27 protein-coding genes, 1 other RNA gene and 1 pseudogene are annotated in these 25,328 nt (G+C 58.6%); 19 read left to right on the top strand and 10 right to left on the bottom strand.

Going from position 1 to position 25,328, the window contains the following annotated elements:
• The 3 genes from N4R57_18615 to N4R57_18605 form a co-directional block, all read right to left on the bottom strand.
• Complete coding sequence (locus tag N4R57_18615; GenBank protein ID UYV36961.1) at window positions 1–1,164, bottom strand: acyl-CoA dehydrogenase family protein; 1,164 nt, start codon at window positions 1,162–1,164, stop codon at window positions 1–3.
• Between the two features lie 39 nt (window positions 1,165–1,203).
• Window positions 1,204–1,959, bottom strand: a complete 756-nt coding sequence (locus tag N4R57_18610) for a class II aldolase and adducin N-terminal domain-containing protein (GenBank protein ID UYV36960.1) — start codon at window positions 1,957–1,959, stop codon at window positions 1,204–1,206.
• 212 nt (window positions 1,960–2,171) lie between these two features.
• Window positions 2,172–2,591 (bottom strand): VOC family protein, encoded by a 420-nt coding sequence (locus tag N4R57_18605; protein UYV36959.1) that lies wholly within the window; start codon window positions 2,589–2,591, stop codon window positions 2,172–2,174.
• Window positions 2,592–2,704: 113 nt separating this feature from the next.
• On the opposite strand from N4R57_18605, the gene N4R57_18600 reads away from it, so the two are divergent.
• The 3 genes from N4R57_18600 to N4R57_18590 all read left to right on the top strand — a co-directional run bounded on the left by N4R57_18600 (window position 2,705) and on the right by N4R57_18590 (window position 5,556).
• Entirely contained in the window at window positions 2,705–4,183 is a 1,479-nt protein-coding gene (locus N4R57_18600; protein ID UYV36958.1) for an AMP nucleosidase, read from the top strand.
• 130 nt (window positions 4,184–4,313) lie between these two features.
• On the top strand, window positions 4,314–4,601 hold the full coding sequence (locus N4R57_18595; protein ID UYV36957.1) for an HU family DNA-binding protein: 288 nt from the start codon (window positions 4,314–4,316) through the stop codon (window positions 4,599–4,601).
• A gap of 79 nt (window positions 4,602–4,680) precedes the next feature.
• Entirely contained in the window at window positions 4,681–5,556 is an 876-nt protein-coding gene (locus N4R57_18590) for a DMT family transporter (protein ID UYV36956.1), read from the top strand.
• Here N4R57_18590 and N4R57_18585 read toward each other — a convergent pair.
• Together N4R57_18585 and aroC are read right to left on the bottom strand one after the other, a co-directional pair.
• Window positions 5,553–6,497: an AEC family transporter gene (locus tag N4R57_18585; GenBank protein ID UYV36955.1), complete on the bottom strand. Its 945-nt coding sequence runs from the start codon at window positions 6,495–6,497 to the stop codon at window positions 5,553–5,555. The two genes, N4R57_18590 and N4R57_18585, sit on opposite strands and share 4 nt — an antisense overlap.
• Window position 6,498: 1 nt before the next feature.
• Window positions 6,499–7,605, bottom strand: a complete 1,107-nt coding sequence (gene aroC / locus N4R57_18580; GenBank protein UYV36954.1) for a chorismate synthase — start codon at window positions 7,603–7,605, stop codon at window positions 6,499–6,501.
• A 210-nt stretch (window positions 7,606–7,815) separates the two neighbouring features.
• Between aroC and gatC the strand changes: the two genes are divergently transcribed.
• From gatC to N4R57_18545, 7 genes are all read left to right on the top strand, one after another.
• The gene (gene gatC, locus N4R57_18575) at window positions 7,816–8,103 is read left to right on the top strand and encodes an Asp-tRNA(Asn)/Glu-tRNA(Gln) amidotransferase subunit GatC (GenBank protein ID UYV36953.1); all 288 of its coding nucleotides are present in this window, start codon (window positions 7,816–7,818) and stop codon (window positions 8,101–8,103) included.
• A complete protein-coding gene (gatA, locus tag N4R57_18570; protein ID UYV36952.1) occupies window positions 8,103–9,590 on the top strand; it encodes an Asp-tRNA(Asn)/Glu-tRNA(Gln) amidotransferase subunit GatA in 1,488 nt (495 codons plus the stop codon). Before gatC ends, gatA begins: the two co-directional genes overlap by 1 nt.
• 35 nt (window positions 9,591–9,625) lie before the next feature.
• On the top strand, window positions 9,626–10,366 hold the full coding sequence (locus N4R57_18565; GenBank protein ID UYV36951.1) for a hypothetical protein: 741 nt from the start codon (window positions 9,626–9,628) through the stop codon (window positions 10,364–10,366).
• Between the two features lie 6 nt (window positions 10,367–10,372).
• Entirely contained in the window at window positions 10,373–11,080 is a 708-nt protein-coding gene (locus tag N4R57_18560) for an N-acetylmuramoyl-L-alanine amidase (protein UYV36950.1), read from the top strand.
• Window positions 11,081–11,749: 669 nt separating this feature from the next.
• Window positions 11,750–12,125, top strand: an RNA gene (rnpB, locus tag N4R57_18555) — RNase P RNA component class A.
• Between the two features lie 111 nt (window positions 12,126–12,236).
• Window positions 12,237–12,404: a 50S ribosomal protein L33 gene (gene rpmG, locus N4R57_18550; GenBank protein UYV36949.1), complete on the top strand. Its 168-nt coding sequence runs from the start codon at window positions 12,237–12,239 to the stop codon at window positions 12,402–12,404.
• Between the two features lie 126 nt (window positions 12,405–12,530).
• Window positions 12,531–13,058: a GNAT family N-acetyltransferase gene (locus tag N4R57_18545; GenBank protein ID UYV36948.1), complete on the top strand. Its 528-nt coding sequence runs from the start codon at window positions 12,531–12,533 to the stop codon at window positions 13,056–13,058.
• A gap of 89 nt (window positions 13,059–13,147) precedes the next feature.
• Here the strand turns inward: N4R57_18545 and N4R57_18540 are convergent, their stop codons facing one another.
• Both N4R57_18540 and N4R57_18535 read right to left on the bottom strand, forming a co-directional pair.
• Entirely contained in the window at window positions 13,148–13,882 is a 735-nt protein-coding gene (locus N4R57_18540) for a Bax inhibitor-1/YccA family protein (protein UYV36947.1), read from the bottom strand.
• Between the two features lie 140 nt (window positions 13,883–14,022).
• The gene (locus N4R57_18535; protein ID UYV36946.1) at window positions 14,023–14,241 is read right to left on the bottom strand and encodes a DUF1127 domain-containing protein; all 219 of its coding nucleotides are present in this window, start codon (window positions 14,239–14,241) and stop codon (window positions 14,023–14,025) included.
• Window positions 14,242–14,381: 140 nt separating this feature from the next.
• Between N4R57_18535 and N4R57_18530 the strand changes: the two genes are divergently transcribed.
• Window positions 14,382–15,254 (top strand): LysR family transcriptional regulator, encoded by an 873-nt coding sequence (locus N4R57_18530; protein UYV36945.1) that lies wholly within the window; start codon window positions 14,382–14,384, stop codon window positions 15,252–15,254.
• Here the strand turns inward: N4R57_18530 and N4R57_18525 are convergent.
• Window positions 15,241–16,202: pseudogene (locus N4R57_18525) on the bottom strand (NADPH:quinone oxidoreductase family protein). The gene N4R57_18530 and the pseudogene N4R57_18525 overlap by 14 nt on opposite strands.
• Window positions 16,203–16,505: 303 nt before the next feature.
• Between N4R57_18525 and N4R57_18520 the strand changes: the two are divergent.
• The 7 genes from N4R57_18520 to N4R57_18490 all read left to right on the top strand — a co-directional run bounded on the left by N4R57_18520 (window position 16,506) and on the right by N4R57_18490 (window position 22,791).
• Window positions 16,506–16,874 (top strand): helix-turn-helix domain-containing protein, encoded by a 369-nt coding sequence (locus N4R57_18520; GenBank protein ID UYV36944.1) that lies wholly within the window; start codon window positions 16,506–16,508, stop codon window positions 16,872–16,874.
• A gap of 59 nt (window positions 16,875–16,933) precedes the next feature.
• Window positions 16,934–17,743: an inositol monophosphatase family protein gene (locus N4R57_18515; GenBank protein ID UYV36943.1), complete on the top strand. Its 810-nt coding sequence runs from the start codon at window positions 16,934–16,936 to the stop codon at window positions 17,741–17,743.
• A gap of 205 nt (window positions 17,744–17,948) precedes the next feature.
• Window positions 17,949–19,289 carry an 8-oxoguanine deaminase gene (locus tag N4R57_18510; protein UYV36942.1) on the top strand — a complete coding sequence of 447 codons (1,341 nt, stop codon included), beginning with the start codon at window positions 17,949–17,951 and terminating at the stop codon, window positions 19,287–19,289.
• A gap of 31 nt (window positions 19,290–19,320) precedes the next feature.
• Window positions 19,321–19,764, top strand: a complete 444-nt coding sequence (locus N4R57_18505) for a CAP domain-containing protein (protein ID UYV36941.1) — start codon at window positions 19,321–19,323, stop codon at window positions 19,762–19,764.
• A 73-nt stretch (window positions 19,765–19,837) separates the two neighbouring features.
• Window positions 19,838–21,229, top strand: coding sequence for a magnesium transporter (gene mgtE / locus N4R57_18500; protein UYV36940.1), 1,392 nt, complete (start codon window positions 19,838–19,840; stop codon window positions 21,227–21,229).
• Complete coding sequence (locus tag N4R57_18495) at window positions 21,226–21,783, top strand: 5-formyltetrahydrofolate cyclo-ligase (protein UYV36939.1); 558 nt, start codon at window positions 21,226–21,228, stop codon at window positions 21,781–21,783. The genes mgtE and N4R57_18495 overlap by 4 nt, the downstream gene beginning before the upstream one ends.
• A gap of 189 nt (window positions 21,784–21,972) precedes the next feature.
• Window positions 21,973–22,791, top strand: a complete 819-nt coding sequence (locus N4R57_18490) for a TIGR00282 family metallophosphoesterase (GenBank protein ID UYV36938.1) — start codon at window positions 21,973–21,975, stop codon at window positions 22,789–22,791.
• Between the two features lie 294 nt (window positions 22,792–23,085).
• Here the strand turns inward: N4R57_18490 and N4R57_18485 are convergent, their stop codons facing one another.
• Both N4R57_18485 and N4R57_18480 read right to left on the bottom strand, forming a co-directional pair.
• The gene (locus N4R57_18485; protein ID UYV36937.1) at window positions 23,086–23,631 is read right to left on the bottom strand and encodes a hypothetical protein; all 546 of its coding nucleotides are present in this window, start codon (window positions 23,629–23,631) and stop codon (window positions 23,086–23,088) included.
• On the bottom strand, window positions 23,559–24,116 hold the full coding sequence (locus N4R57_18480) for a hypothetical protein (GenBank protein UYV36936.1): 558 nt from the start codon (window positions 24,114–24,116) through the stop codon (window positions 23,559–23,561). The genes N4R57_18485 and N4R57_18480 overlap by 73 nt, the downstream gene beginning before the upstream one ends.
• A gap of 127 nt (window positions 24,117–24,243) precedes the next feature.
• On the opposite strand from N4R57_18480, the gene N4R57_18475 reads away from it, so the two are divergent.
• Entirely contained in the window at window positions 24,244–25,278 is a 1,035-nt protein-coding gene (locus N4R57_18475; protein ID UYV36935.1) for an AraC family transcriptional regulator, read from the top strand.
• Window positions 25,279–25,328: the final 50 nt, after the last annotated feature.

Genomic DNA, 25,328 nt, shown 5'->3' with positions numbered 1-25,328 from the left:
TCACGCCCCGTGCGGGCGAAGAAGTTCGCGGCTTATGATGTGGCGTTGAATTTCCGACGTGCCCTCCCAGATACGTTCGACCCGCGCATCGCGCCAGATGCGTTCGAGGGGCAATTCATCCATCAGCCCCATACCGCCATGAATCTGGATGGCTTCATCGGCGATCATGGCCAAAACTTCGGTTGCTTTCAGTTTCGCCATCGACATGTCGGCCTCGGTCACGGTGCCTTGATCGAATTTCCAAGCGGCCTCCCACGTCAGAAGATTGGCGGCTTTCAGCTCCATCGCCATGTCGGCCAGTTTGAAGCTGACGCCTTGGAACTTGCCAATCTGTTGGCCGAATTGGCGGCGTTCAGCGGCATAGGAAATGGCGTGTTCCAAAGCGCGCTCAGCGCGCCCGAGGCTGGTTGCGGCCACTTGCAAGCGGGTCGCGCCGAGCCAGTCATTGGCGACCTGAAACCCTTGGTGGACTTCTCCCAGAACCGCAGAGGCGGGCAAGCGGCAATCGTCGAATTCAAGCACCGAATTGGTATATCCACGGTGACTGACGTTGCGATAGCCGTCGCGGACCCTGAATCCGGGCGTGCCTTTGTCGACAAAGAAAGCTGTGATCAGCTTCTTTGGGCCGCGCGGTGTGTCCTCTTCGCCGGTGGCCATAAAAACGATGGAAAACCCGGCAATATCGGCGTGCGATATAAAATGCTTGGTGCCATTGAGGATGAAATCGTCACCATCTTTTCTGGCTGTGGCTTTCATCCCGCGCAAATCCGAGCCGGCGCCGGGTTCGGTCATGGCAAGGCAATCCCAGGTTTCGCCTCGAATACAGGGCGCGAGGTATTTCTCGCGTTGTTCCGGCGTGCCCGCAAGCAGGATGTTGGAGGGCCTTGCAACACAGGTCCAGTGTAACGCGTAATTGGCGCGTCCGAGTTCTTTTTCATAGAGTAGCCATGAAAGGGTATCGAGCCCCGCGCCCCCCACATCTTCGGGCATGTTGGCGGCGTAAAGGCCAGCGTCCATGGCCTTGGCCTGCACCGTGCGGATGACATCCATCGAAAGATGGCCGCTCTGCTCGACCTCGGCCTCGTGCGGGTAGAGTTCCTTTTCGACGAAACTGCGGGTGGTGTCGACGATCATTTGCTGTTCGTCGGTCAGTGCGAAGTGCATTGCGAGTCCTTTGTCGGTGTGAGAATGGGCATGGATTGCTCAGGACGCGTAGGTTGAGCCTTCTTCATCAAGGATCGCTTTTAATTCGCTGAGGTGCCGGGCGTCTTGCTCTGGGTATGCTTCGAGCTCACGCGCTGTTTTTTCGGCGATTTCATCGGGCAAAATGCGCAGCTCGCGGCCGGTTTGCAACGCGCGGATATAGGTTTCTGCGGCGCGCTCGAAATAATAGAGGCGATTGAAGGTTTCCGCGACCGTGGCGCCAATGATCATGATGCCATGATTGCCCATCACCATGACCTTCTTTGAGGGGTCGGAAAAGAGCGCGGCGCAGCGTTCGCCTTCTTCTTCGAATGCGAGGCCGCCGTAGTGTTCATCAATCACGACGCGGTTGTAGAAGGTTGCGCAATTCTGGTCGATTGGCGGCAAGGTGCTGTCCGCCAGCGAGGCGAGCACGGTGGCATGAATGGAATGCACGTGCATGGCGCAGCGGGCATGAGGACAGTGGCGATGCAAAGCGCCGTGTAATCCCCAAGCCGTTGGATCGGGGGCGTTCGGACCAGTAAGGGTTTCCGGGTTGTTGGCATCAATTTCGAGCAAATCCGACGCGCGGATGCGGGCAAAATGCATTTGGTTGGGGTTCATCAGGAACCGTGTGCCGTCGTCATTGATCGCAAGGCTAAAGTGATTGGCGACGCCCTCATGCATGTTGAGCCGCTCTGTCCAGCGGAAGGCAGCGGCGAGATCAACACGCTCTTGCCAGTGATCCATATTCGGGCGCAGGGAGGTGACGGTCATGAGCTTTGGTCCTTTGTCGTATGCGGTCAACCGACCATGGGAGTTTGCGCCCTGTCTTGTTCGTTTGCGACGTCTGGGGCGGCGTGATTCAAATGGGTGCTACCGCGCGCTTTTATTCAGTGTGCGGCTGGCGCGATGCCTGGTGGCGGAGGGTGGTTTCGTTTGTCAGGGACAGAATTGGTTATTTTTTCCAGGAAAGAAACAGGGGAAAGTCATAACGGCCGAGAAGGCACCCACGCATACCCGTCAGGATCAAGGATATAGGCTTCGCGAAGGCCGTGGGGTTTGTCTGTTGCGGGTTGCAAGAGTGTACCACCGGCGCTTTCGGCGCGGGCGGCGGCGATATCCGGGTCTGTATCATATAGCCGGATTTCGACCCCTGCGCCGCGGGGAGGGTTTTCAGGGAGCAGGTTCAGCAGCGGGTTTTTGGTGTAAGTGGTGTCTTGGTGAAGCTGAAACACTGCGCTGCCATAAGTCATGATGGCAAAGTCATCGGACAGACGATGAGCCTGCATATCGAAGACCTGTTCGAGGAAACGAGCCGTGGCGCGCAGGTCGTGGCAGAGAATATTGATGCCAAGACCGCGCAGGCTCGCGCCGAAATCGGCGGCGTCGACGGTTTCATAATCCATGGTGCGGTCTTCCCTTGGGTGGTTTGGGATAGCTTGAAAGCCGCACAGAGCCGTGTCAACGTGGCTCAGATTTGAGTCAGGTTGGCGCGGTGGCGCCCGAAAGGACGCGCGAAATGGACATGGAGCATGGAGACTTTCTGGGGCCGGATTTGATGCCGGCGGCGCGGTTTGACGACCCGAAAGCGGCTGTGGAAAGGCTTTGTGAGCTTTATGACGCCGCCGTGCAGTTCCTATGCCGCGAATTTTCAAAGGCGATGGAAGGTGAGGCGCCGAGCAGACGTGCGCGCGCCTGTTATCCGCAAATACGGATCGCGACCACCAGCTTTGCCAAGATCGACAGTCGGCTGAGTTTTGGCCATGTGCCGGAACCGGGTGTTCATGTTGCAACCATTACGCGACCGCGGCTTTTTGCGAATTATCTGCGCCAACAAATCGGACTTTTGATCGAGAACCATGGCGTGCCGGTGGAAATCGGGCTGTCGGACACGCCGATTCCTGTGCATTTTGCGGTGTCGGGTGATCCGACGATCGCAGTGCCACAGCAGGGTGCCTCTGCCTTTACCCTGAGAGATCACTTCGACGTGCCAGAGTTGAGCACAACGAACGATGATATCGTGAACGGCACGTTTCAGCCGGGGCCGGGCGGAGAGATGCCGCTTGCGCCCTTTACAGCACAACGCGTGGATTACTCGCTGGCGCGTTTGTCGCATTATACAGCAACGGACCCAGAGCATTTTCAGAACCATGTGCTCTTTACCAACTATCAGTTCTATGTGAACGAGTTCGAGACCTATGCGCGTCAGGTTCTGGGGGATCCAAAAAGCGGCTACACCAGTTTTGTCGCAACGGGAAACGCCGAGATCACCGAGGCAGATGCGTCGTTGATCATGCCACACAAATTGCCGCAAATGCCGACCTATCATTTGAAGCGCCCGGACGGGTCAGGGATCACACTTGTCAATATCGGGGTTGGGCCGTCGAACGCCAAAACGGCGACGGATCACATTGCGGTGCTGCGCCCGCATGCCTGGGTTATGGTTGGACATTGTGCGGGGCTGAGAAACTCGCAATCTCTGGGTGATTTCGTGTTGGCACATGCGTATCTGCGTGAAGACAAGGTGTTGGACGATGATCTGCCGGTTTGGGTGCCGGTGCCCGCGTTGGCGGAGATACAGATCGCTTTGGAAAACGCTGTGGCTGTAGAGACGCAATTAGAGGGATATGACCTGAAGCGGATTATGCGGACGGGGACAGTCGCCAGTCTTGATAACCGCAATTGGGAACTGCGTGAGAATGAGGGGCCTGTGCAACGCTTAAGCCAAAGCAGGGCGATTGCGCTGGATATGGAGAGCGCAACGATTGCGGCAAACGGGTTCCGTTTTCGGGTGCCTTATGGCACTTTGCTGTGCGTGTCTGACAAGCCATTGCATGGCGAATTGAAACTACCGGGCATGGCCTCGGATTTCTATAAAACACAAGTTGAGCGGCATTTGATGATAGGGATTCGCGCTATGGAGTCGCTGCGTGATATGCCGCTTGAACGGCTACATTCGCGGAAATTACGTAGCTTCAACGAAACAGCGTTCCTCTGACACTGCAAAAACAGCCACAAAATGCTTGTTTTCGCTTGCAAAGACCCACTATTCGTTGTGTTCATCTGCTATATCCCGTTATATGACGGCAATGAGGCCCTAGTGTTCGGGCAAGTGAAGGAGACCTAAAATGGCAAAACCAATGACCAAAACCCAGCTTGTGGCCGCACTGGCAGAAGAAATGGGCAGCGATAAGAAATCAGCCGCAGGCGCACTGGACGCTGTTGTGGCAATCATCACCCGCGAAGTTTCCGGCGGTGGTGCAGTGACCCTGCCGGGTGTTGGCAAAATTTATTGCCGCGAACGCCCTGAGCGTATGGTTCGCAACCCTGCTACGGGTGAGCAGATCAAGAAAGAAGCGGATAAAGTGGTCAAGATGACCATTGCCAAGGCTCTGAAAGACAGCGTTAACGGCTGATCTTGCATCTTGCACGAGTTTCGGAAAGGGTCGCCCAGAGGGCGGCCCTTTTCATTTTTCGGGCCGGGGTGAGGAGCGCATGAAGTTACGGGTAATATTGATGGGGGTGGTGTTTGCCTTCATGTGGTCGTCGGCCTTTACATCCGCCCGCGTGATCGTGGCCTATGCGCCGCCGGTCGCTTCGCTCTCGCTCAGGTTTTTTATTTCGGGCCTGATTGGGGTCGCAATTGCACTGGCGCTGCGGCAGAGCTTTCGGCTTACACCGGGACAATGGCGCGCGACGATCGTTTTCGGGATTTGCCAAAACGCGCTTTACCTCGGGCTTAACTTTGTCGCGATGCAATGGATCGAGGCCGGGTTGGCGTCGATCATCGCGTCGACGATGCCTTTGATTGTAGCGCTGCTTGGGTGGATTGTGTTTCGCGACAAATTGCATCCGGTCGCGATGCTCGGGCTGATTGCAGGGTTTGTTGGCGTTGCGATCATCATGGGCGGACGGCTGGAAGGTGGATTGGATGTAACCGGATTGGTTCTGTGTCTTGTTGGCGCGACCGCTTTGGCGGTGGCAACCTTATCGGTGCGCGGGGCGTCTTCGGGTGGCAATGTGATGATGATCGTCGGGTTGCAAATGTTCGTTGGCGCGGCATGTCTTGCCGTTGTGTCCGCTTTCACCGAAACGATCAGCGTGACGTGGTCTTGGCAGCTGGTGGTGGCGTTCGTTTATACCACACTGGTGCCGGGGCTGATGGCGACGTGGGTTTGGTTTACGCTGGTCAACGACATCGGGGCGGTGAAGGCGGCAACATTTCACTTTCTCAATCCGTTTTTCGGCGTGGCGGTTGCTGCGGTGTTTTTGGGAGAGGAGCTGGGCGCGTTGGACGTGATCGGGGTGGCGATTGTTGCGGCTGGTATCCTTGCTGTGCAGCTTTCCAAGCAAGCACAGATCAAGCCTTAGAGCAGGTAGAGCAGCAACAGATTGAGCGTGATGAACGCCGCAGATGTCGCAGTGATCAGGGCGATTGATGCCATGCCTTCGTGGTTCAGCTCTTGGGCGAAGAGAGCATAGATCGAGAACATCGGGATCGCGGCGGAGATGATCACGGCAATGCGTAGCTCATGGCTGAGCGGAGCAAGACCGACGAGAGAGACAAGCACCATCGCAACGGCCACCATCGCAGGGTGTAAGACGAGTTTGCCCAGAACGATCTGTCCTGCCACAGACCTGTTGCCACGAAACGGCAGACCCACAAGCGAGCCGCCGATAACGAAGAGCGCAAGCGCCGAGGCAGAGGCCGCCAGCATCGAAAGGAAGCGCGTCACAGGGTCGGGAAGAGCAAACCCGGAGAGTGAAACGATCAGCCCTGCAATGAGGCCGATCACCATTGGACGGCGAAAAAAGCCGGCAAGGATGCGGGCGATCTTGCGCAGTGTATGCCCGTCTTGGCCAGCTTTTGTGGCTTCCATCATGGCAAGGCAGATCGGGATGAGAACAAAGTTCTCCACCAACATATTGAGAGCGAGCACTTGCCCTGCCAGAGCAGGGAAGGTCAGGAGTAACACCGGGTAGCCGATGAAGCCCGAATTCGGGCAGGTGGTGCCCATTATGGCCACCGCGCGCCGCGAAGGGCTGTAGCCCATTGCGGTGAACCAGACCCAGGCCAATGCGATGGTCATTAGGCCGCCGACAAGAAACACCGCCATATAGGTGAGATTGAACACTTCGCTGACATTGCGGCTTGCCACTGCGTTAAACAAAAGCGCGGGCAGAGCGATGTTCATCACATAGCCGCCGAAAACCGGCATGTGGTCAGGTTTAAAAACCCCTTTGCGCACAGAAAAATAACCCAAAGCCACGGCGGCATAGATCGGGAAGGTGATTGACAGGATGGCGAGCATATCAGCCGATTTTGCCGCGATTTTCGCCCACTTGCCCGCGATGCAACAATATATGATCGAGGATCACGCAAGCCATCATCGCTTCGCCCACGGGCACGGCGCGGATGCCAACGCAAGGATCATGCCGGCCCTTGGTGATCACCTCGGTCGCCGAGCCATCAAGGCGGATCGACTGGCGCGGGGTGAGGATTGAAGACGTCGGCTTCACGGCGAAGCGCACAACGATGTCCTGACCGGACGAAATACCGCCAAGGATGCCACCGGCGTGGTTTGACGAGAAAACGGGCTGACCGTCATTTCCCATGAAAATTTCATCAGCGTTTTGCGTGCCCTTGAGGCCAGCGGCGGCCATGCCTTCGCCGATCTCAACGCCTTTGACCGCGTTGATCGACATCATCGCTGCGGCGAGATCGGTGTCGAGTTTGGCGTAAACCGGTGCGCCAAGCCCGGCAGGGGCGCCGCGAGCGACAACCTCAACCGCGCCGCCGACCGAGTCCTTGGCTTTGCGGATATCAGTGAGGTAGTCCTCCCACTTTTGGGCAATGTCGGCCCCTTGGGGAATCCAAAAGGGGTTGGTGTCGATCGCGTCCCAGTCAAAGGCGTCGCGGTCGATCTCCATATCACCCATGCGGGTCATATAGCCTTTGATTTCAAGGCCCGGCACCAACGCTTTGATCACTTCACGTGCCACGCCACCGGCGGCGACACGGGCAGCGGTCTCGCGAGCCGAACTGCGTCCGCCACCGCGATAATCCCGCAGACCGTATTTCAGGTGATAGGTGATGTCGGCATGGCCGGGGCGAAAGGTTTGGGCGATCTCGCCGTAATCTTTGCTGCGCTGGTCCGTGTTTTCAATCATCAACTGGATCGGAGTGCCGGTGGTCATGCCCTCGAACACGCCAGAAAGGATTTTGACCGCATCTGCCTCCTGTCGCTGAGTGGTGTTCTTGTTCTGACCGGGGCGTCGTTTGTCGAGCCAATGTTGCAACATGTCTTCGGACAGCGGCACGCCGGGCGGGCAACCATCGACTGTGGCGCCGAGCGCAGGGCCGTGGCTTTCACCCCATGTGGTGACGCGGAAGAGGTGTCCGAATGTATTCATGCTCATGTGGCGGGCTCCTTTGGGAGTGGGAATAACGGGATGAGCCAGCCGTGCCAAGGGATTAGACAGAACGAGCAGTGGGCCGCGTTCATCCGCATCCTGTTGCACCAAGGGTGCATGAATTCGCGGTTTGTGGCGCCGGGCCATGGTGCATAACCTTGAAGGTGGCTTGCAGGAGCGCTAAGAGCCAAGGCGACGGATTTGCAGGAGTCGCTCATGTCGATCGACAAGGATACGGCCGCCAAGGTGGCCAAACTGGCACGGATCAAGGTTGAGGAAGACGCTCTTCCCGCTCTGGCCGGAGAGTTCAACGCTGTTCTGGGCTTCATAGAACAGTTGAATGAAGTGGATGTAGACGGGGTCGAGCCGATGGTTTCGGTCACGCCGATGCGCCTTAAACGGCGCGAAGATGTGGTGACGGACGGCGATCAGCAGAACAAGGTTCTGAGCAATGCGCCCGACGCGCGCGAGGGCTTTTTCGCAGTTCCGAAGGTGGTTGAGTAATGGGCGATCTGAACAAACTGACCATCGCCGAGGCGCGTGACAAACTGCGCGCGGGAGACGTCACCAGTGTTGAGCTAACGCAAGATTGTCTGGCCGCAGTTGAGGGGGCCGGGGCGCTCAATGCCTTTGTGCATCACACGCCGGAGATCGCGTTGGAGCAGGCCAAAGCGGCCGATGCGCGGATTGCTGCGGGCGATGCGCCCGCGATGTGTGGTATCCCGCTCGGGATCAAGGACCTGTTTTGCACCAAGGGTGTTCCCAGTCAGGCGGCAAGTCGCATCCTTGAAGGATTCAAGCCGGAATACGAAAGCACCATTACGCAAAACCTGTTTGATGCGGGTTCGGTTATGCTGGGCAAGCTCAACATGGATGAATTCGCCATGGGCTCGTCCAACGAAACCTCGGTTTATGGCAATGCGGTTAACCCGTGGCGGCGCGGCAACGATGATACGGCGCTGACGCCGGGTGGCTCCTCGGGTGGTTCGGCCAGCGCGGTTGCAGCTGACTTGTGTCTTGCTGCGACAGGCACCGATACAGGCGGATCTATCCGCCAGCCCGCGGCATTCACGGGGATCACCGGGATCAAGCCGACTTACGGTCGCTGTTCGCGCTGGGGCGTGGTGGCGTTCGCGTCAAGCCTTGATCAGGCGGGACCGATGACCAAGAACGTGCGCGATGCCGCAATCATGCTGGAGACTATGTGCGGGCATGACGCCAAGGACAGCACCAGCGTGGATCTGGCTGTGCCGAATTTCGAAGCGATGCTGACCGGCGATATCAAGGGCAAGAAAATCGGATTGCCCAAAGAATATCGCATGGACGGAATGCCAGCCGAGATTGAAGCATTGTGGGCCAAGGGCGCCGACATGTTGCGCAGTGCTGGGGCAGAAATCGTTGATATCTCGTTGCCGCACACGAAATATGCGCTGCCCGCTTATTACGTGATTGCGCCGGCAGAGGCGTCTTCCAACCTCGCCCGTTATGACGGTGTGCGTTATGGCCACCGTGCCAAGCTGGCCCAGGGTGACGGCATCACCGAGATGTATGAAAAGACCCGCGCCGAAGGGTTCGGCCACGAAGTTCAGCGCCGGGTGATGGTGGGGACATATGTGCTCTCTGCTGGCTTCTATGACGCCTATTACAACCGGGCTCGTAAAGTGCGCACGCTGATCAAGAAAGACTTCGAGGATGTCTTTGCCCAAGGTATCGACGCAATCCTGACTCCGGCCACGCCAAGTGCCGCCTTTGGTCTTGGCGAGATGAGCGATGCTGATCCGGTGGCCATGTATCTGAACGACGTGTTCACAGTGACAGTGAACCTTGCCGGGTTGCCGGGGATCGCGGTCCCTGCGGGGCTGGACGCAAAGGGTCTGCCTTTGGGGCTGCAACTGATCGGGCGACCATGGGAAGAGGGCGATTTGCTGAATTGCGCCGAAGCGTTGGAGCGAGCGGCAGGATTTGTGGAAAAACCCGGAAAATGGTGGTAGAAGCCATTAAAACAACGAGGCAGGACGTCAGAGTGATGCGGTATTTCTTGGGTTTGGCGGCGATTGCCGTGCTTGCAGGCTGTCAAACGAGCGTGCCCGATAGCGGCGCTGGGGTCGGGTTTGGAGACTACGACACTTATCAGCAACAAAGGGCAGCTCGGGAAGCGCAGTTAGGCGGGCAAACCCCCGTTGTGCCGCCGGCTCCGAACATAACGGGAGCGCCCCTGTCGGCAACAGGCTCGGCAGGCACGCCACCCCCGGCTCAAGGAACAGAGCTTGCGCGCGACACGCAGGCAGTGCTTGCCGCAACGCGCGCCAATTCAGGGCAAAAACCGCTGGATGCCAGCCCTTCCAATCCGCCGCCCCCCACGGTGAGCAACCCGGCCGGTATTTCGAACGAGAACGACTTTAACGCCGTTGGCGCTCAGCGTTCGATCAAGGCTGACGCCGCTTTGCGCGCCCAACAACAGGCGCAGTATCAACAGATTCAACCCACCGCCGTGCCAACGCGCACCGGCTCGACCGGGCCAAGCATCGTGGAATATGCGCTGAACACCACGCACCCGCGTGGCACGAACAAATACCGTCGTACTGGCATGAATCTTCAGGCAAAATATGAGCGCAACTGCGCTAAATATCCTTCGCCTGACCTGGCCCAGAGCGAGTTTTTGGCCAAGGGTGGACCGCAGAAAGACCGGCTTGGGCTTGACCCGGATGGTGACGGCTATGCGTGCACTTGGGATCCCAGCCCGTTTCGCGCAGCCAAGAACGGGTGATCTGGCTTGGGCGCGACCTCGCCTGAGATAATCCAGCGCCCGACCACGGCCTTTGGCAGCCGTGAAGGGGCGCCACCCTGTCTGATCGTGTTGCACTATACCGCGATGGAGAGCGCTGGGGCCGCATTGGAGCGGTTGTGCGATCCTGAGATCGAGGTGTCGGCGCACTACCTGATTTCGGAAACTGGTGAAACCGTGCAGATGGTGGATGAGTCCGAGCGTGCGTGGCACGCGGGGGCAGGGCGCTGGGGCGCGTGCGATGACGTGAACACCCATTCCATCGGGATCGAGCTGGCCAATCGCGGGGATCATCCCTTTGGCGAGCCGCAAATGGCTGCGCTGGAGGGGTTGCTGGCCGCGATCATGGCACGGCATGGCATCCCTGCTGAGCACGTGATCGGGCATTCCGACATAGCGCCGGGCCGCAAGATTGATCCGGGGCCAAGGTTCGATTGGGCGCGGCTGGCGCGGCGCGGGCTGAGCATTTGGCCGCTGGGCGATGCGAAACCGAGTGATTTTGCGCGGGACGCGGCGGCGTTTGGGTATCCCGTGGCAGATGTGGGAGAGGGGTTGGTGCTGGAGGCGTTCCGGCTGCGGTTCCGGCCCTGGGCCGACGGGCCTGTGAGCGACGCGGATCGCGCGGCGATGGCGGAGCTGGCTGCGCGCTGGCCGGTGCAGGCCGTGCGCGGCGAACCACGGGTGAAGCGGCGGTAGGTCGATTGCGTGGCTATTCGTGCGGGCGTGGAAGGTCCCCAGCGTTGATAGGCCTGCGAAATTGCGCGCTGAGACGAGAGCGAGACTTTGGGCAGTGCCAAGGATTGAAACCGTTTGAAACGGTGTTCGCGGCTGCGTTTCGGGTCAAACACAATATAGCGGATCATAACCCATTTTAGGCTGTCCCGGCCCCCATCCAAACCGCCGATCCGGTGCGACTGAAAGAGGGTGCGCCGCACATAGCGAACAAGGCTGCGGGGCATTGAGACATCAAGCTGGATAACCCCGGTTGCACGGCCAAGGCGTTGTGGAAAATAACGGCTGTAATTGCCTTCGATCACCCACTCTTGCTGTTCGATCGCCGCGTCGTGGAGCTTGCGAAACTCTTCTTCTGGGCGGGTCTGCCAATCGGTTTGAGGGAGATGGCAGAGTTGGTCGAGGTGTACAGCAGGGATCGAAAGCTTCCGGGAGAGCGCCGCCGCAAGGGTGGATTTGCCGCTGTTGGAGGGGCCGAGAACGCAGATGCGCGGACCGAGGGCCTTGAGAGGCAGAAGGCAGGTCATGACAAAAATCCCGGTTGAGGACCTGCGGGATAGCGCGGGGCAATGCGCAGGGCAAGCGTATGTCCCCGTTGACGGGGCAACATTTCAGGACTAGGTGCGCAGTTGCGCGGAGGGCTGGATGGCCGCTTGCGGGCGGGGTGACCTGCTTCGTGGGAGGAAAGTCCGGACTCCACAAGGTAACGGTGCCGGGTAACGCCCGGGCGGAGCAATCCGACGGAAAGCGCCACAGAGAAGAGACCCCCTTCGCATGCGAAGGGAAGGGTGAAACGGTGGGGTAAGAGCCCACCGCGGGACGGGTAACCGGACCGGCATGGCAAGCCCCACCGGGAGCAATGCCGAATAGGGATCGCGCATGGGCCGCCTTGGCCCCGACGATCCGGGTAGGCAGCTGGAGGCGCGCTGGCAACAGCGCGTTCAGAGGAATGGTCATCCAGAGGGAGAAATCCCTTGGACAGAATCCGGCTTATAGGCTCTCCGCGCATATTCCTGCTGGTTTGCGGCGAATCCCGGTTGACTCGGGCGTGACCATCGTTAAAAGGCAAACTTCATGAGAATTTCGCGGACGCATTTGCGTCTGCCGCAGGAGAAGACCTATGGCGAAGCCGACCACAATCAAAATCCGCCTGAACTCGTCCGCGGGCACGGGCCACTTCTATGTGACCAAGAAAAACGCACGCACCATGACCGAGAAGATGGTCGTACGCAAATACGACCCCGTGGCGCGCAAGCATGTCGAGTACAAGGAAGGCAAGATCAAGTAAGATCGCCTGACCAGACAAAGACAAAGCCGCGCCCGGTCCGGGACGCGGCTTTTTCTTTTTCAGAAAGCGGGGACGGGATCAGGGCGCGGATAGATTTTCGCGAAATACCTTGAGGAGACCCTGACGATGCTCGCCCTGCCACCGCTGCCCGATGTGCCAGACCTGACGATTCGCCCCGCTCGTGCGCGTGACAGGATGGCCGTCGGCCGCCTGCTTGAGCGGTCGTATTCCGAGCTTTTGACCGAGGACTATCCCACGCCAATATTGGCCGCAGCGTTGCCCTTGATGACGCGGGCCAACCCCGAACTGCTGATGCTGCCAACCTACTTCGTCGCGCTTTGCGGTGGTGAGGTTGTGGCGGTGGGCGGCTGGAGTGCGACGCTACTGCGGAGCGGGCAGGGGGCCGCGGATGTCGGGCACGTTCGGCATGTGGCCTGCGATCCTGATTGGCTGCGCCGGGGCGTAACACGAGCGGTTATGGAGCAGAGCTTTGACAGTGCCCGCGTGGCGGGGATCAGGTTGTTATCTTGTCTCAGCACGCGCACGGCAGCGCCGTTTTACCGCTCGCTAGGGTTCGAGGTCGTAGGCGAGGTGGAACTGCGCATGGGGCCGGGGGTGTTCTTTCCAGTGGTGGAAATGCGCAAGCTCTTGTGACAGGCGACGCGGCGCGCACCGTATGACACGAAAAAGGGCCGGTCTCTCGCGAGGCCGGCCCGATTGCATAGAAGGTTTCGCTGTGCGTATCAGTCGTCGCCCATGAAGAGATACATGATCGAGCGGAACATCGCGATAAACGAGATGTAGAGTTGCAGTGCACCGATGATCGCCGCTTTCTCAAGGAAAAGCTGTGCCTCTTGCCCGCCATGATGACGCGCTTCGAGATACATGTTCTTGATCCCTTGGGTCGACGTCGCGGTCAAAATGGCAAAGACGCCGAGGATCGCGAGATTATACCACCAGACGCCACCGGCGCTGAGGCCACCCGTGAAGAAGCTAAAGATCGCGATGCCGACAAGGCCCCAAGCCATCATGGTCGCGACCTGACCAAGCGGGCCAAGGTTGCGTTTGGTCACGTAGCCCGTGAGCGTGAGCCCAAGGAAGGCGATTGCTGTGTAAAGCAGGCCAGTGATAATTGACGTCATCGAGAACATCATGAAGATCACAGAAAGCGATACGCCTGTCAGAGCGGCATAAGCCCAGAACAACCCGTTCAGGGCAGTCACGCTAAGCTTCTCGAACGCAAAGCTCGAGATCAGAACGAAGGCCAGCGGTCCGAAGATAACGGCATAAACGATCGGCGGCACCAGCAGCACTTGTTGCGCAGCCGGGCTCTGGGCCACGAAATAGGCAAGGCCGAAGGTCACGAGAAGTGCCGCCGACATCAGGCCATAGACCTTGTTCATATAAGCCCGCAGCCCTTCGTCGATTACCGACTCGCGCGATAGTGCGCCTGTGCGGGTGGTGTCAAATTCTGCCATCGAATCCTCCGATTTTGCAAATCTATACCCCTGTCGCATGATCGCGACGGTGGTTTGCATAAAATATCGGGTATAGATGTTGGTTTTTCAAGGAGAACCGGCGGAATTCGTGCGGAAACGGTGTGTTTGTCGTTTCCGGATCAATCCCGCCAGCTTTCCGGCACATCCCAGAAGGGGCGACGAGCCTCGGTATTGGCATCCGAGCGCGTCAAACCGATATCATCCAGTGCTCTGGCGTCTAATTTTGACAGATTTGCGCGTTGCTTACGGAGTGAGCGCCACGCCGTGAGGTGGGCAGCAAGAAGGAACGGGCGGGAAAGCCGGCGGCTGTCGCGCGAGAAGATTTCGATAGAAGACATGACCTTTTCCTTTCGTGATATTTGGTGCCGTTAGCATTCGATGTGTTGATGTCTATCCTCTGGCCTTGCATCTTGAAGGTGAATGTTTATGCTTTTGATTATCACGAATGGTGATGAATTGGATGGCGGAGCCCTGACGGATGCGAAATCTTGATCTGACGACCTTGAGGTCATTTGTAGCGGTGGCAGACCATGGTGGTGTGACGCGCGCTGCTGGAATGTTGAATCTGACGCAATCAGCGGTCTCGATGCAGCTTAAACGGCTGGAAGAACTGCTGGATGTCGGGTTGCTTGACCGTTCCAACCGCAAGATCGCTCTCACGGCCTCGGGCGAGCAGCTTTTGACCTACGCCCGCCGGATGGTGAGCCTTAATGACGAGGTCGTGGGTCGGCTCACCGACGATCTGTTCGAGGGGGAGGTCGTGCTGGGTGTGCCGCACGATGTTGTTTATCCCGTGATCCCGCGCGTTCTGAAAACCTTCAACACCGCATTCCCGCGCGTAAAAGTGCAGCTGATCTCATCGAGCACTGTAAATCTTCACGAAAAGCTAAGCCGTGGGGAAGTCGACCTGATCCTTGCTACCGAAGAAAGCGTCCACTCCGGCGGAGAGACGCTTACTGATATGCCTTTGCGGTGGGTCGGCGCAGTTGACGGTCAGGAATGGCGCAAGCGGCCATTGCGGTTGGCATTTTGCAGGTTCTGCATTTTTCGCCCGATTGTTATTCGCAAGTTGGACGAGGCGGGGATCTCGTGGGAGCTAGCAGTGGAATCCGACGAAGACCGCGCGGTAGAAGCATTGATTAGCGCTGATCTGGCGGTCGGTGCGCTTATGGAAGACAGCATCCCGCCGCATTTGGAAGCGATCTCCTCTGCTGGGGCGTTGCCCAATCTGGGACATCAGCAAATCAATATGTATGGCAACACCGGTCGTGACGAGGTGATGGGTCGCTTGGCAGAATTGCTGCGGCAAGGATATTGCAGCGCGCCTGCAGCGCTGATCAGGTCGGCGTAATTACGACTTTCCCGGTCGAGGTACGGCTGCGCAAAAGCTCCAAACCCTCTTCGACGCGCTCAAGCGGGAGCGTGTGGCTGATATGGGGTGCAATCCGGCCCTCGGACAGCCAGCCAAAGAGGGTGGCGAGGCTGTCGGTGATAACTTTGGGGCGGAATTTCATATAGCCACCCCAATAGAACCCCAGCACATCGACGTTTTTAACAAGCAGATGGTTGGCAGGAATTTGCGGCACATCTCCCGAAGCGAACCCGATGGTGAGAATGCGCGCTTCTGGCTTGCAGGCGCGCAGAGCCGCGGTGAATTGCTCTCCTCCGACAGGATCATAAACCACATCGGCACCACCAAGGGCTTTGACGGCTTCGCGTATGTCCTCGGTTTTGGCGTCGATCAGATGATCCGCGCCAGAGCGCTTGGCCACGGCGAGTTTGTCGGCACCGCGTGCGCAGGCAATAACCCGTGCCCCCATCAGTTTGCCGATCTCAACAGCGGTGAGGCCAACGCCACCGGCGGCTCCCAGCACAAGCAGGGTTTCCCCCGGTTGCATACGCGCCTTGTGATCGAGCGCAACATGACTTGTCCCATAAGCGATTTGCAGCGCGGCCGCCTCGGGCAGGAGGTCCCCGCCGCGAGAGGCATCACACGTTCAGCGGGAAAACAGCCAAATTCAGCAAGGCCTCCTTGACCGCCGAAAACGGCCACCGGAGTTCCAAGGGGCGGCCCATTCACCCCGTCTCCGAGCGCATCAACAACGCCGGAAAGTTCCATCCCCATTGTGAATGGGGCGGGCGGCATGTCCTGATACTTGCCTTTGAGCATCAGCAGGTCAGCAAAGTTCAGCCCGCAGGCAGCGATTCGCACACGAATTTCGCCTGCTTTAGGTTCGGGAATGGCGATCTCGGTAAGTTCCGCACCAGTTCCGTCGGCAGAAATTTGGTAAGCACGCATCTGAAAATCCATATGTGTGGAGACGCTCTCTTACCCGCGAGCGTTTTTGTAAGTCAACGCGCCGCTGCTAAGGAGAGCGATTTCCTTAGGTTTTACCGAGGGTTGCATTCTTTTAAATTGTCGAATGTTGCTGTAATGCACGCAAAAGGTGCGGATATTACCCTTTTTTGCCTTCTAAGAGGTGGATTTGTAAACCAAGCTGTTGCAAGTATTTTCAGACAGCAACGAGTAGCGTTCATCGGATTGATGGGGTTTTCCGTAAGTGGACGTATGATTTTTGGCACGAGTAACAAGGAAACTTTCATGGCACATCCTGTAGACGTTCATGTGGGCAAACGCATCCGTCATAGACGTTGGCTTGTCGGTATGACGCAACAACAACTGGCGGAGAAAGTTGGGATCAAGTTCCAACAGATTCAGAAATATGAAACCGGTGCAAACCGGGTGAGTGCATCACGGCTCTGGGACATTTCCGAAGCACTGGATGTTGCTGTAAGTTTCTTCTTTGAAGGGCTGGACGCCGAGACGGAGAACGCCGGAGGCGAGGCTGTTCCCTCGGATCTGATGGGCGACAAGGAAGCACTGGATCTTGTTCGGTCCTACTATGCTATTCCCGAAAATCAGCGCCGCCGGTTGTTTGAGCTGGCACGGGTTCTTTCCGACGTGGCTTGAGCCGAACGCAGGGGCGGGTTACCTGTTGCGCGCGACATGGCGCAACAGGAGTACGGCACGTGACCCGAGTTGACTGCGAAAACATTAAAGAGACCGCCCATGCGATGGCTGATGCCGCACGCAGGGCGGTCTTGCCATTTTTTAGGTCGGCAGGTCTTGAGGCTGCGGACAAAGGCGACAAGATTTTTGATGGCGGTTTTGACCCGGTGACGGAGGCAGATCGCAACGCCGAAACGGTGATGCGCGATATTCTGGCGACGTCCCGACCGGATGACGCAATCATAGGCGAAGAACACGGTATTACCGAAGGCACGAGCGGGTTGACCTGGGTTCTGGACCCAATCGACGGAACCCGCGGCTTTATCACCGGCACGCCAACTTGGGGCGTTTTGATAGCCGTTTCTGATGAAAACGGCCCGATTTTTGGCATGATTGACCAGCCCTATATCGGTGAGCGGTTCTGGGGCGGGTTTGGAGAAGCGCGAATGACGGGCCCTCAGGGCGAACATGCGCTTGGTGTGCGCGGGAGTCGCCCCTTGGCTGAGGCGATGTTGTTCACCACATTTCCCGAAGTTGGCACCATAGAGGAGCGCCAAGCATTCGAGGCCGTCGCGCGCGAAGTCAAATTGGTGCGCTACGGGATGGATTGCTATGCCTACGCGCTCTTGGCTGCGGGTCAGGTTGACTTGGTGATCGAAGCGGGTCTGTCCAATTATGACATTCAAGGGCCAATAGGTGTGATCGCAGCGGCGGGAGGCATCGTCACTGATTGGCAAGGCGGACCCGCGCATAATGGCGGACGCGTCGTCGCCGCCGCAGGCAAAGAACAGCACGCCGCCGCTCTGGAGATTTTAAAGGGAATTGAGTGAACGCCGCTGCGGTGTGCTCTCCGGCAGCTTAACGTCGTGATGAAAAAGGCTCACTCTGCGGTAGGGCACGCTCCACACGCTATAGGGGTTGAAAGATAAATATAACTCCGCAATAATTGTTCTACGGTTCGGGTCTCTGCTCCTTTTCCCCTGAACCGACTATGGGTTTATGAGGGGAGCGCAATCCCCTTAGCGGGAGGCGTAAATGCCCGAAACCCTTGTTCGCAATGCTGATTTCATTTTGACGATGGACGAAACGCGAAGAGAGCTTCGCTCGGGTGATATCCTGATCCGCGATGGTGTCGTGGTCTCGGTTGGACAGGGGCTGCGAACGTCGGGAGAGGTTATTGACGCCCAAGGCTGTGTCGTGACGCCCGGGCTGGTCAACACGCATCATCATCTGTTTCAAAGCATGACCCGCGCCGTACCCGGCGCGCAGGATGCGCTTTTGTTCGGGTGGTTGAAAACGCTCTATCCGATATGGGGCCATATGGGCCCGGAGGAGATGTTTGTTTCGGCTCAAGTGGGGTTGGCCGAGTTGGCGTTGTCGGGCTGCACTCTGACGTCGGATCACCTTTATATTTACCCCAATGGTACGCGGCTGGATGACACGATCGCAGCAGCGGCAGAGGTCGGCCTTAGGTTTCATCCCACACGCGGCGCAATGAGTGTTGGCGAAAGCAATGGCGGCCTGCCGCCAGATAGCCTTGTCGAGAAGGAAGCCGCAATTCTCGACGATTGCATCAGGGTGATCGACAGGTTCCACGATGACAGCGACGGCGCAATGGTGCGGGTGGGCGTGGCGCCGTGTTCGCCATTTTCGGTCAGCCGTGAGTTGATGCGCGATACGGCCATTCTGGCGCGCGACAAAGGTGTCATGCTTCATACGCATTTGGCGGAAAACGACGAGGATATCGCCTTTAGCGAAGAGAAATTCGGCTGTCGCCCGGGGCAATACGCCGAAGACCTAGGGTGGACCGGAGATGACGTATGGCACGCTCATTGTGTAAAGCTGGACGCGCGCGAGATTGATTTGTTTGCACGGTCAGGAACCGGAATTGCGCATTGCCCATGCTCGAACTGTCGCCTTGGAAGCGGGATTGCCCCGGTCCGACGATTCCGGGATGCCGGGGTGAAAGTGGGGTTGGGCGTGGATGGGTCTGCCAGCAACGACACAGGCAATCTGGTTGGTGAAGCGCGGATGGCCATGTTGCTGCAGCGGGTAGCCAGTGGCGCCGACGCGATGAGCGCGCGCGAGGCTCTTGAGATTGCCACGCGGGGCGGAGCAGAGGTTTTGGGACGCACCGATTGTGGCCAGATCGCGCCGGGCAAGCGGGCTGATATTGCGATTTGGGACGCGACGGGGCTCGATAGCGCGGGAAGCTGGGATCCGGCTGCTCTTTTGCTGGCGGGGCCGACACGGGTGCGCGATTTGCTGGTCGAAGGCCGCCGCGTGGTGCAGGATGGGCGCATGGCAACGATTGATCAGCGGTCAGTGGTGGCGCGACAGAACGCATTGGCACGAGCATTGGCAGAGAAAATTTGAGACGCTTTTTGAGGAACTGAAAGGATTGAGCATGCGGCTTCTCGCAGCAACTTTGGCAGCGGCAATTGCAATATGTGCCAGCGTGCTATCGGCTGAGCCGGTCCGCGAGGTGGTGCAGCTCACCAATGCTTTTCGCGCTCAAAACGGGTTGGGTGCGCTTGCCATCTCTCCGGTATTGGAAGCGGTGGCCGAGGGTCACGGCCGGGACATGGCAAAGAAAGGCTTCTTCTCGCATAAGGGGTCAAACGGGTCGAGCGTGGGCAAGCGGGCCAAGCGTAAGGGCTATCGTTTTTGTCTTATCGCCGAGAACATTGCCAAGGGGCAGAGAACACCCCAAGAGGTCATGCAAAGCTGGATCACGTCAAAAGGCCACCGCAGCAATATGTTGCAGCGCAAGGCCCGCGAGATTGGCGTAATCCGGGAGGCGGGCAATATTTGGGTGATGGTCATCGGATCGCCGCGCGGAGGCTGTTGAATCAGGCTTAGACCATTGTTTTCCCACTGCCTCCTCACGTATGGTCGCGGCAATGAAAACAGGGGGCACTGGCATGAGCGATCAGGACCAGCTTTTAGAGCAAACAGACACCCCTGAGGATGACAGCTATGAGCTGAATCAACGCGATGTCGCGTCGATTCTGTATGCTGTCGACGTAAGCGATCGTGACAAGCTGGTCGAGCTTATGGAGCCGCTCCACGCGGCGGACATCGCTGACCTTCTTGAGCAGATCAACGCCTTTGACCGGCGCCGCCTGATCGAGATTTATGGCGTAGAATTTGACGGTGACATCCTCTCGGAACTCGACGAATCCATCCGCGAGGAAGTGATCGCGGTTTTGAATCCCGATGTTCTTGCCGATGCTGTGCGCGAGCTGGAAAGCGATGATGTCGTCGATCTGCTGGAAGACCTTGATGAGCCACAGCAAGAAGCCATTCTGGGTGCGCTGGATGATGCTGACAGGGTCGTCGTTGAACAGGCGATGTCCTATCCCGAGGAATCGGCCGGGCGGTTGATGCAGCGCGAAGTGGTGATGGCGCCGGAACATTGGAACGTGGGACAAACCATTGATTTCCTGCGCGGATCAGAGAGCCTGCCGGATCAATTCTACCACGTCATTATGGTTGATCCACGGATGCGCCCGACCGGTTATGTCACGTTAGGCAAAATAATGGGTCACCCGCGCGAGGCGCAGTTGGCCGACATCACCGAGGACACGTTTCGCACGATTCCGGTGGATCAGGACGAAGGCGACGTGGCCTATGCGTTCAACCAATATCACCTGATTTCGGCCCCGGTTGTCGACGAAAATGAACGTCTTGTCGGTGTGATCACCATTGATGACGCCATGGCGGTTCTGGACGAAGAGCACGAGGAAGACATCCTGCGACTTGCCGGTGTGGGGGAAGGCTCGCTGACTGACAAGGTGCTGAACACAACCCGTCAGCGCCTGCCATGGTTGGCTGTGAACCTCGTGACGGCTGTGCTTGCCTCGTTGGTTATTGCGCTGTTTGAAGACGTGATCGCCGGGTTCGTGGCCTTGGCTGTGCTGATGCCGATTGTCGCCTCGATGGGGGGCAATGCGGGGACGCAGAGCCTGACCGTGGCGGTGCGTGCAATTGCAACCAAGGATTTGACCGGCTCGAACGTCTGGCGCGTGATCCGGCGCGAAGTGCTGGTGGGGTTGATCAACGGGATGATCTTTGCCGTGGCGATGGGGGTTGTCGGGATCGTCTGGTTCGGCTCGCCGATGTTGGGCGTGGTGATTGGCGTCGCAATGGTGATCAACATGGTCGTCGCCGGGTTGGCGGGCACCGTGATTCCGGTGCTACTTGAGAAACTGGGCGTTGACCCGGCACTGGCATCTGGTGCGTTTGTCACAACGGTCACGGATGTTGTCGGGTTCTTTGCGTTTCTCGGACTGGCAGCGGTGGTTTTATTATGAGCGATTTGGCAGAGCGGAAGACAGCCGCACGCAAGGCGGCTTTCGCGCGGCGCAAGCTGGCGCATGACGGTCATGGGCCGGGACGGGCTGGGTTTTTGAGTGAGGTTCTGGCCGGGTATCGCGGCGTTCCCTTGTCGGGGTTTTTGCCGATCCGAACCGAGATCAGCCCGCTTGCCGCAATGGAGGAGGCAGCCGCCCATGGACCGGTGGGGGTGCCGGTCATTATGGCCAAAGCACAGCCGTTGCAGTTCTCTCGCTGGTCGCCGGGATGCGCGTTGCGGGAAGGGCCGTTTGGGGCGCAAGTGCCTGTAGTAGATGATTTTTTCGAGCCGGAAATCCTCATCGTGCCGTTGGTTGCATTTGATCGTGCCGGCAATCGGCTTGGCTATGGCGGTGGGTTTTACGACCGGACGTTGGAGAAGCTGCGCAATAAGCGGCCCACGCTTGCGATCGGCTTTGCCTATGCCGCTCAGGAGGCCGAGGAGCTGCCTTTGGAGCCAACGGATCAGCCGCTAGATATGGTTGTTACAGAGCGCGAGATTATCACGGTGTAAAACGCGCGACAGCCTTACTTTCTTGGTAAAAACACTCAAATTTCACCGTGCGCCAACTCCCCTTTGGTCGATGAAATTTGCCGATGGCCGGAGAGGTTTTAACCGTCGAGGAGCGCTGGGTGCGCTGTGAGGCGGAGCGGTTTAGATCGGCTCTTGCCCCGGCGCGCGAGTGGGCCTAAGCCCTAGTGTATGAAGATACTTTTTTTAGGCGATGTGATGGGCCGGGCGGGGCGCAAGGGGGTTTCTGAGGGCCTCAAGCGGCTGCGCGAGGCGTGGCGGGTGGATTTTGTCGTGGTTAACGGTGAGAACGCCTCTAACGGGATGGGGCTTACCGGGGAGCACGCGAAGCTGTTGCTGGACGCCGGGGCGGATTGCGTGACGCTGGGCGATCATGCTTTCGACCAGAAAGATATGCTGCAATTCATCGAGAATGAGCCGCGCGTTATCCGGCCGCTCAACTTTGCCAAAGGCGCGCCGGGGCGCGGGGCGAAGGTGTTTGAAGACCGGCGCGGGCGCAAGATTTTGGTGACGCAGGTGTTGGGGCAGGTGTTTATGAAACGCGCCTATCACGACCCGTTTTCCGAGATCGAACAGGCGCTGAAACCTTACCCTTTGGGCGGGGCGGTGCAGGCGGTCTTGGTGGACATGCATTGCGAGGCGACCTCGGAAAAGATGGCTATGGGGCATTGGTGTGATGGCCGCGCGAGCCTTGTTGTGGGCACGCATACCCATGTGCCGACCAGCGATGCACAGATCCTTCCGGGGGGGACGGGATACCAGACCGATGCGGGGATGTGCGGCGATTATGACAGCGTGATCGGCATGGAAAAAGCCGAGCCGATGCGCCGCTTTGTCACCGGGATGACCAAGTCGCGGTTCACCCCTGCGAGCGGTGAGGCGACCCTGTCGGGGGTTTATGTCGAGACCGATGACAAGACCGGCAAAACGACCCGGATCGAGATGGTGCGGCAGGGTGGTCGGTTGAGCCAATGCGGGCCAGACGCCTGAATTGAGAGGCCCGATATTTGAGACCTGAGCGCGGCGTCTGGTTAACAGGGCGCTAGCGCGGCGTGCGGTGGCATTTACCTTTGCGAGAAAGCCGCCGATTCGGGGGGGTGACATCCGGCTGACTCCCGGCTGACATCCGGCTGCCGGGGGAGCGGGTTGCGGCGTTAACAAAGGTTAATCAACCCTTACCGATTTGCCGACAATTTTAAGAAATTGGTGCGCCGTGAGGCGGCGCAGAGAGCCGGCCCAGCCCAGAAGTCAGGCCAGCACGCAGGCCAGCATTTTGGCCAGCAGTCAGGGCGTCGCGAAGAACGCTGTGACCTCTTTGATGATCATCTGATGGTGGGCGGCCCGCTTGGCGCCGCCGTTCACGCAGACGATCTCATCGCCGGGGATCTCTTTGGCGAGCAAGTCGAAGCCTTCCGGTTTGCACTGCCCGAGAAAGTCGAAATGCGACAGCGTTTCTGGTTCGATGTATTTGCTGGATTGCGCGGGAAGCAGCGCCGCCAGCGTGCGCGATTCAATGTCCAATGTGAGACCCGAATTCATGATCGGCGCACCGAACAGCAGCACGGGGCGATCAATGGCGCGCAAGCTCGCCTCGGAAAAGCTCTGAGTGACGCCGAGATCGAACACGGCGAAGGCTTTGATCCGGGGGTCGGAAAGGTCGCTCTCCATTTCGGCGCGGTCGGCGGGGGTTTGAGCAATCTTCCAATCGCGCAGGATCTTGCAGGTGAGTTCGTCAGGAACCTCGGTGCAAAAGCGCGTCAGCTTGGCCGTGTCATAGCGCCCGCCCGCCAAAGCGGCGGCGGTGAAGCCGCCGAGCGAATGCCCGGCCATGAATATCCTGTCGGGATCGACAAGAGCGGCAAGCCGGGGGAGGTTGTGGCATGGTCAATCACGCGCGAGATGTCTTTAGGGCGCTGCCACAGCTCTCGGCGTTGATCGGGATCGCGCGACCATGTTGATGTTCCCGGATGGCTGATCGCGGCGACGACATAGCCCCGTTTGGCCAAAGCACCCGCGAGCCACGCCTGATTCATGGCATTGCCGAACATGCCATGAGACAGCACGACCAGCGGGAAGGGGCCGGAGGCGGGTGGGGCGTCTTTTGCGACTTGGGTGCTGACCCAGACTTTGCTTGTGTAATCGTCGCTCAGCGGGCCGGGGGCGTTTGTTGGATACCACAAGAGCCCGTCGAGATCGCGGGTTCCGCTCTGGTCCTGAATGTGCAGCTCGCTGAGGGCGGGTTGGTAGCTGTGTTCTGATGCGCTAGCGGCATAGCCGGTCAGGATGGCCAGCAGAGTTGGTAAGATACGTTTCATTGGAGGCTCCGATGTTGTTGGGTGATGGCGATGAAGGTGAGTGGCGCATCACATTGAAGCAACCGGGGCCGGGCCTTATACCTGTCCTCGATCACGATGCAGGACAGGACAGGACGAAAAGAGGACAATGGACGACCCGAATATGGTCAGTTTCCCGCTGCCGTTGATGACGGCGACCCTGTTGCTGGGGGTTGCTGTGCTGGTTTGGGGGCTTGAATTGGGGGCGCGTCGGGCGAATGTCATGTTTGTCGGGTTGCTTGGGTTATGTGCCATTGAAGCGGTTCTGGTTGGGGTGAGGTTTGGCTATGGCGAGGAGCGGTTGGTGCCGTTGCAGCGCGTGTTGCCGATGTACCTTGGGCCGATGATTTATCTGAGCTTTGTCTCGCTGACGGTTGGGGCGGCGCGGTTTTGGCGGCTTGCTGTGTTTCACCTTGTTGTGCCGGTTGTGATCCTTGGGGCGTTTTGGCTGTGGGTGGATGATCTGCGGCAGCTCGATTGGCTGATCAGCGCCAGTTATCTGGTGTATATCGCGGCGCTGTTCATGCTGTGGCGGCGGGGCCCTGATGGTTTGAGCTATGCCCATGTCGAGGCGACGCGGGGCCTGTCCAACGGGATATTGCGGGGCGTTGGGATCCTTGGGTTTGTGTTGTTGCTGGACACGGCGATTGCGCTGGATTTCATGATGAACCGGGGCGCGAATGCGGCGACGTTGATCACCTATGGCTCGGTGCCGCTTATCGTTATTATGCTTGCGGCGCTGATCACGATCCCGCGGATGGTGCAGGCCCCGCAGGTCGCGCCCGCCAAGGCGCCCGCGTCGCGCGGTGGCGAGGCCGAGATCGAAGCCAGGCTTTGTGATCTGATGCGGCAGGAGCAGCTGTTTCTGGACCCCGACATCACCGTGCAACGGCTTGCGCGGCGGATGCATCTGCCTGTGCGTGTGCTGTCTGCGGCGGTCAACCGCGAGACGGGGAAGAACGTCTCGCAATATGTGAATGATTTCCGTCTGGAACATGCCGCCGCGATGTTGGTGCAGGGGCAAGACAGCGTTGCCAAGATTGCGGCGCAGTCGGGGTTTTTGACGCGGTCGAATTTTTACCGGGAGTTTCAGCGGGTCTATGGCGTGTCGCCGGTTGAATACAGGACGGCTGCGCAGGGCTGAGATGGGCAGGTGGCTGGCATGTTGCGGTGATTTGCGCCACGCTCGGCAGG

Source organism: Rhodobacteraceae bacterium D3-12, assembly GCA_025916135.1.
GTDB lineage: Bacteria > Pseudomonadota > Alphaproteobacteria > Rhodobacterales > Rhodobacteraceae > JAKGBX01.
Note: the sequence above shows the minus strand (reverse complement) of the source record. Positions and strands in the feature narration are given on the sequence as shown.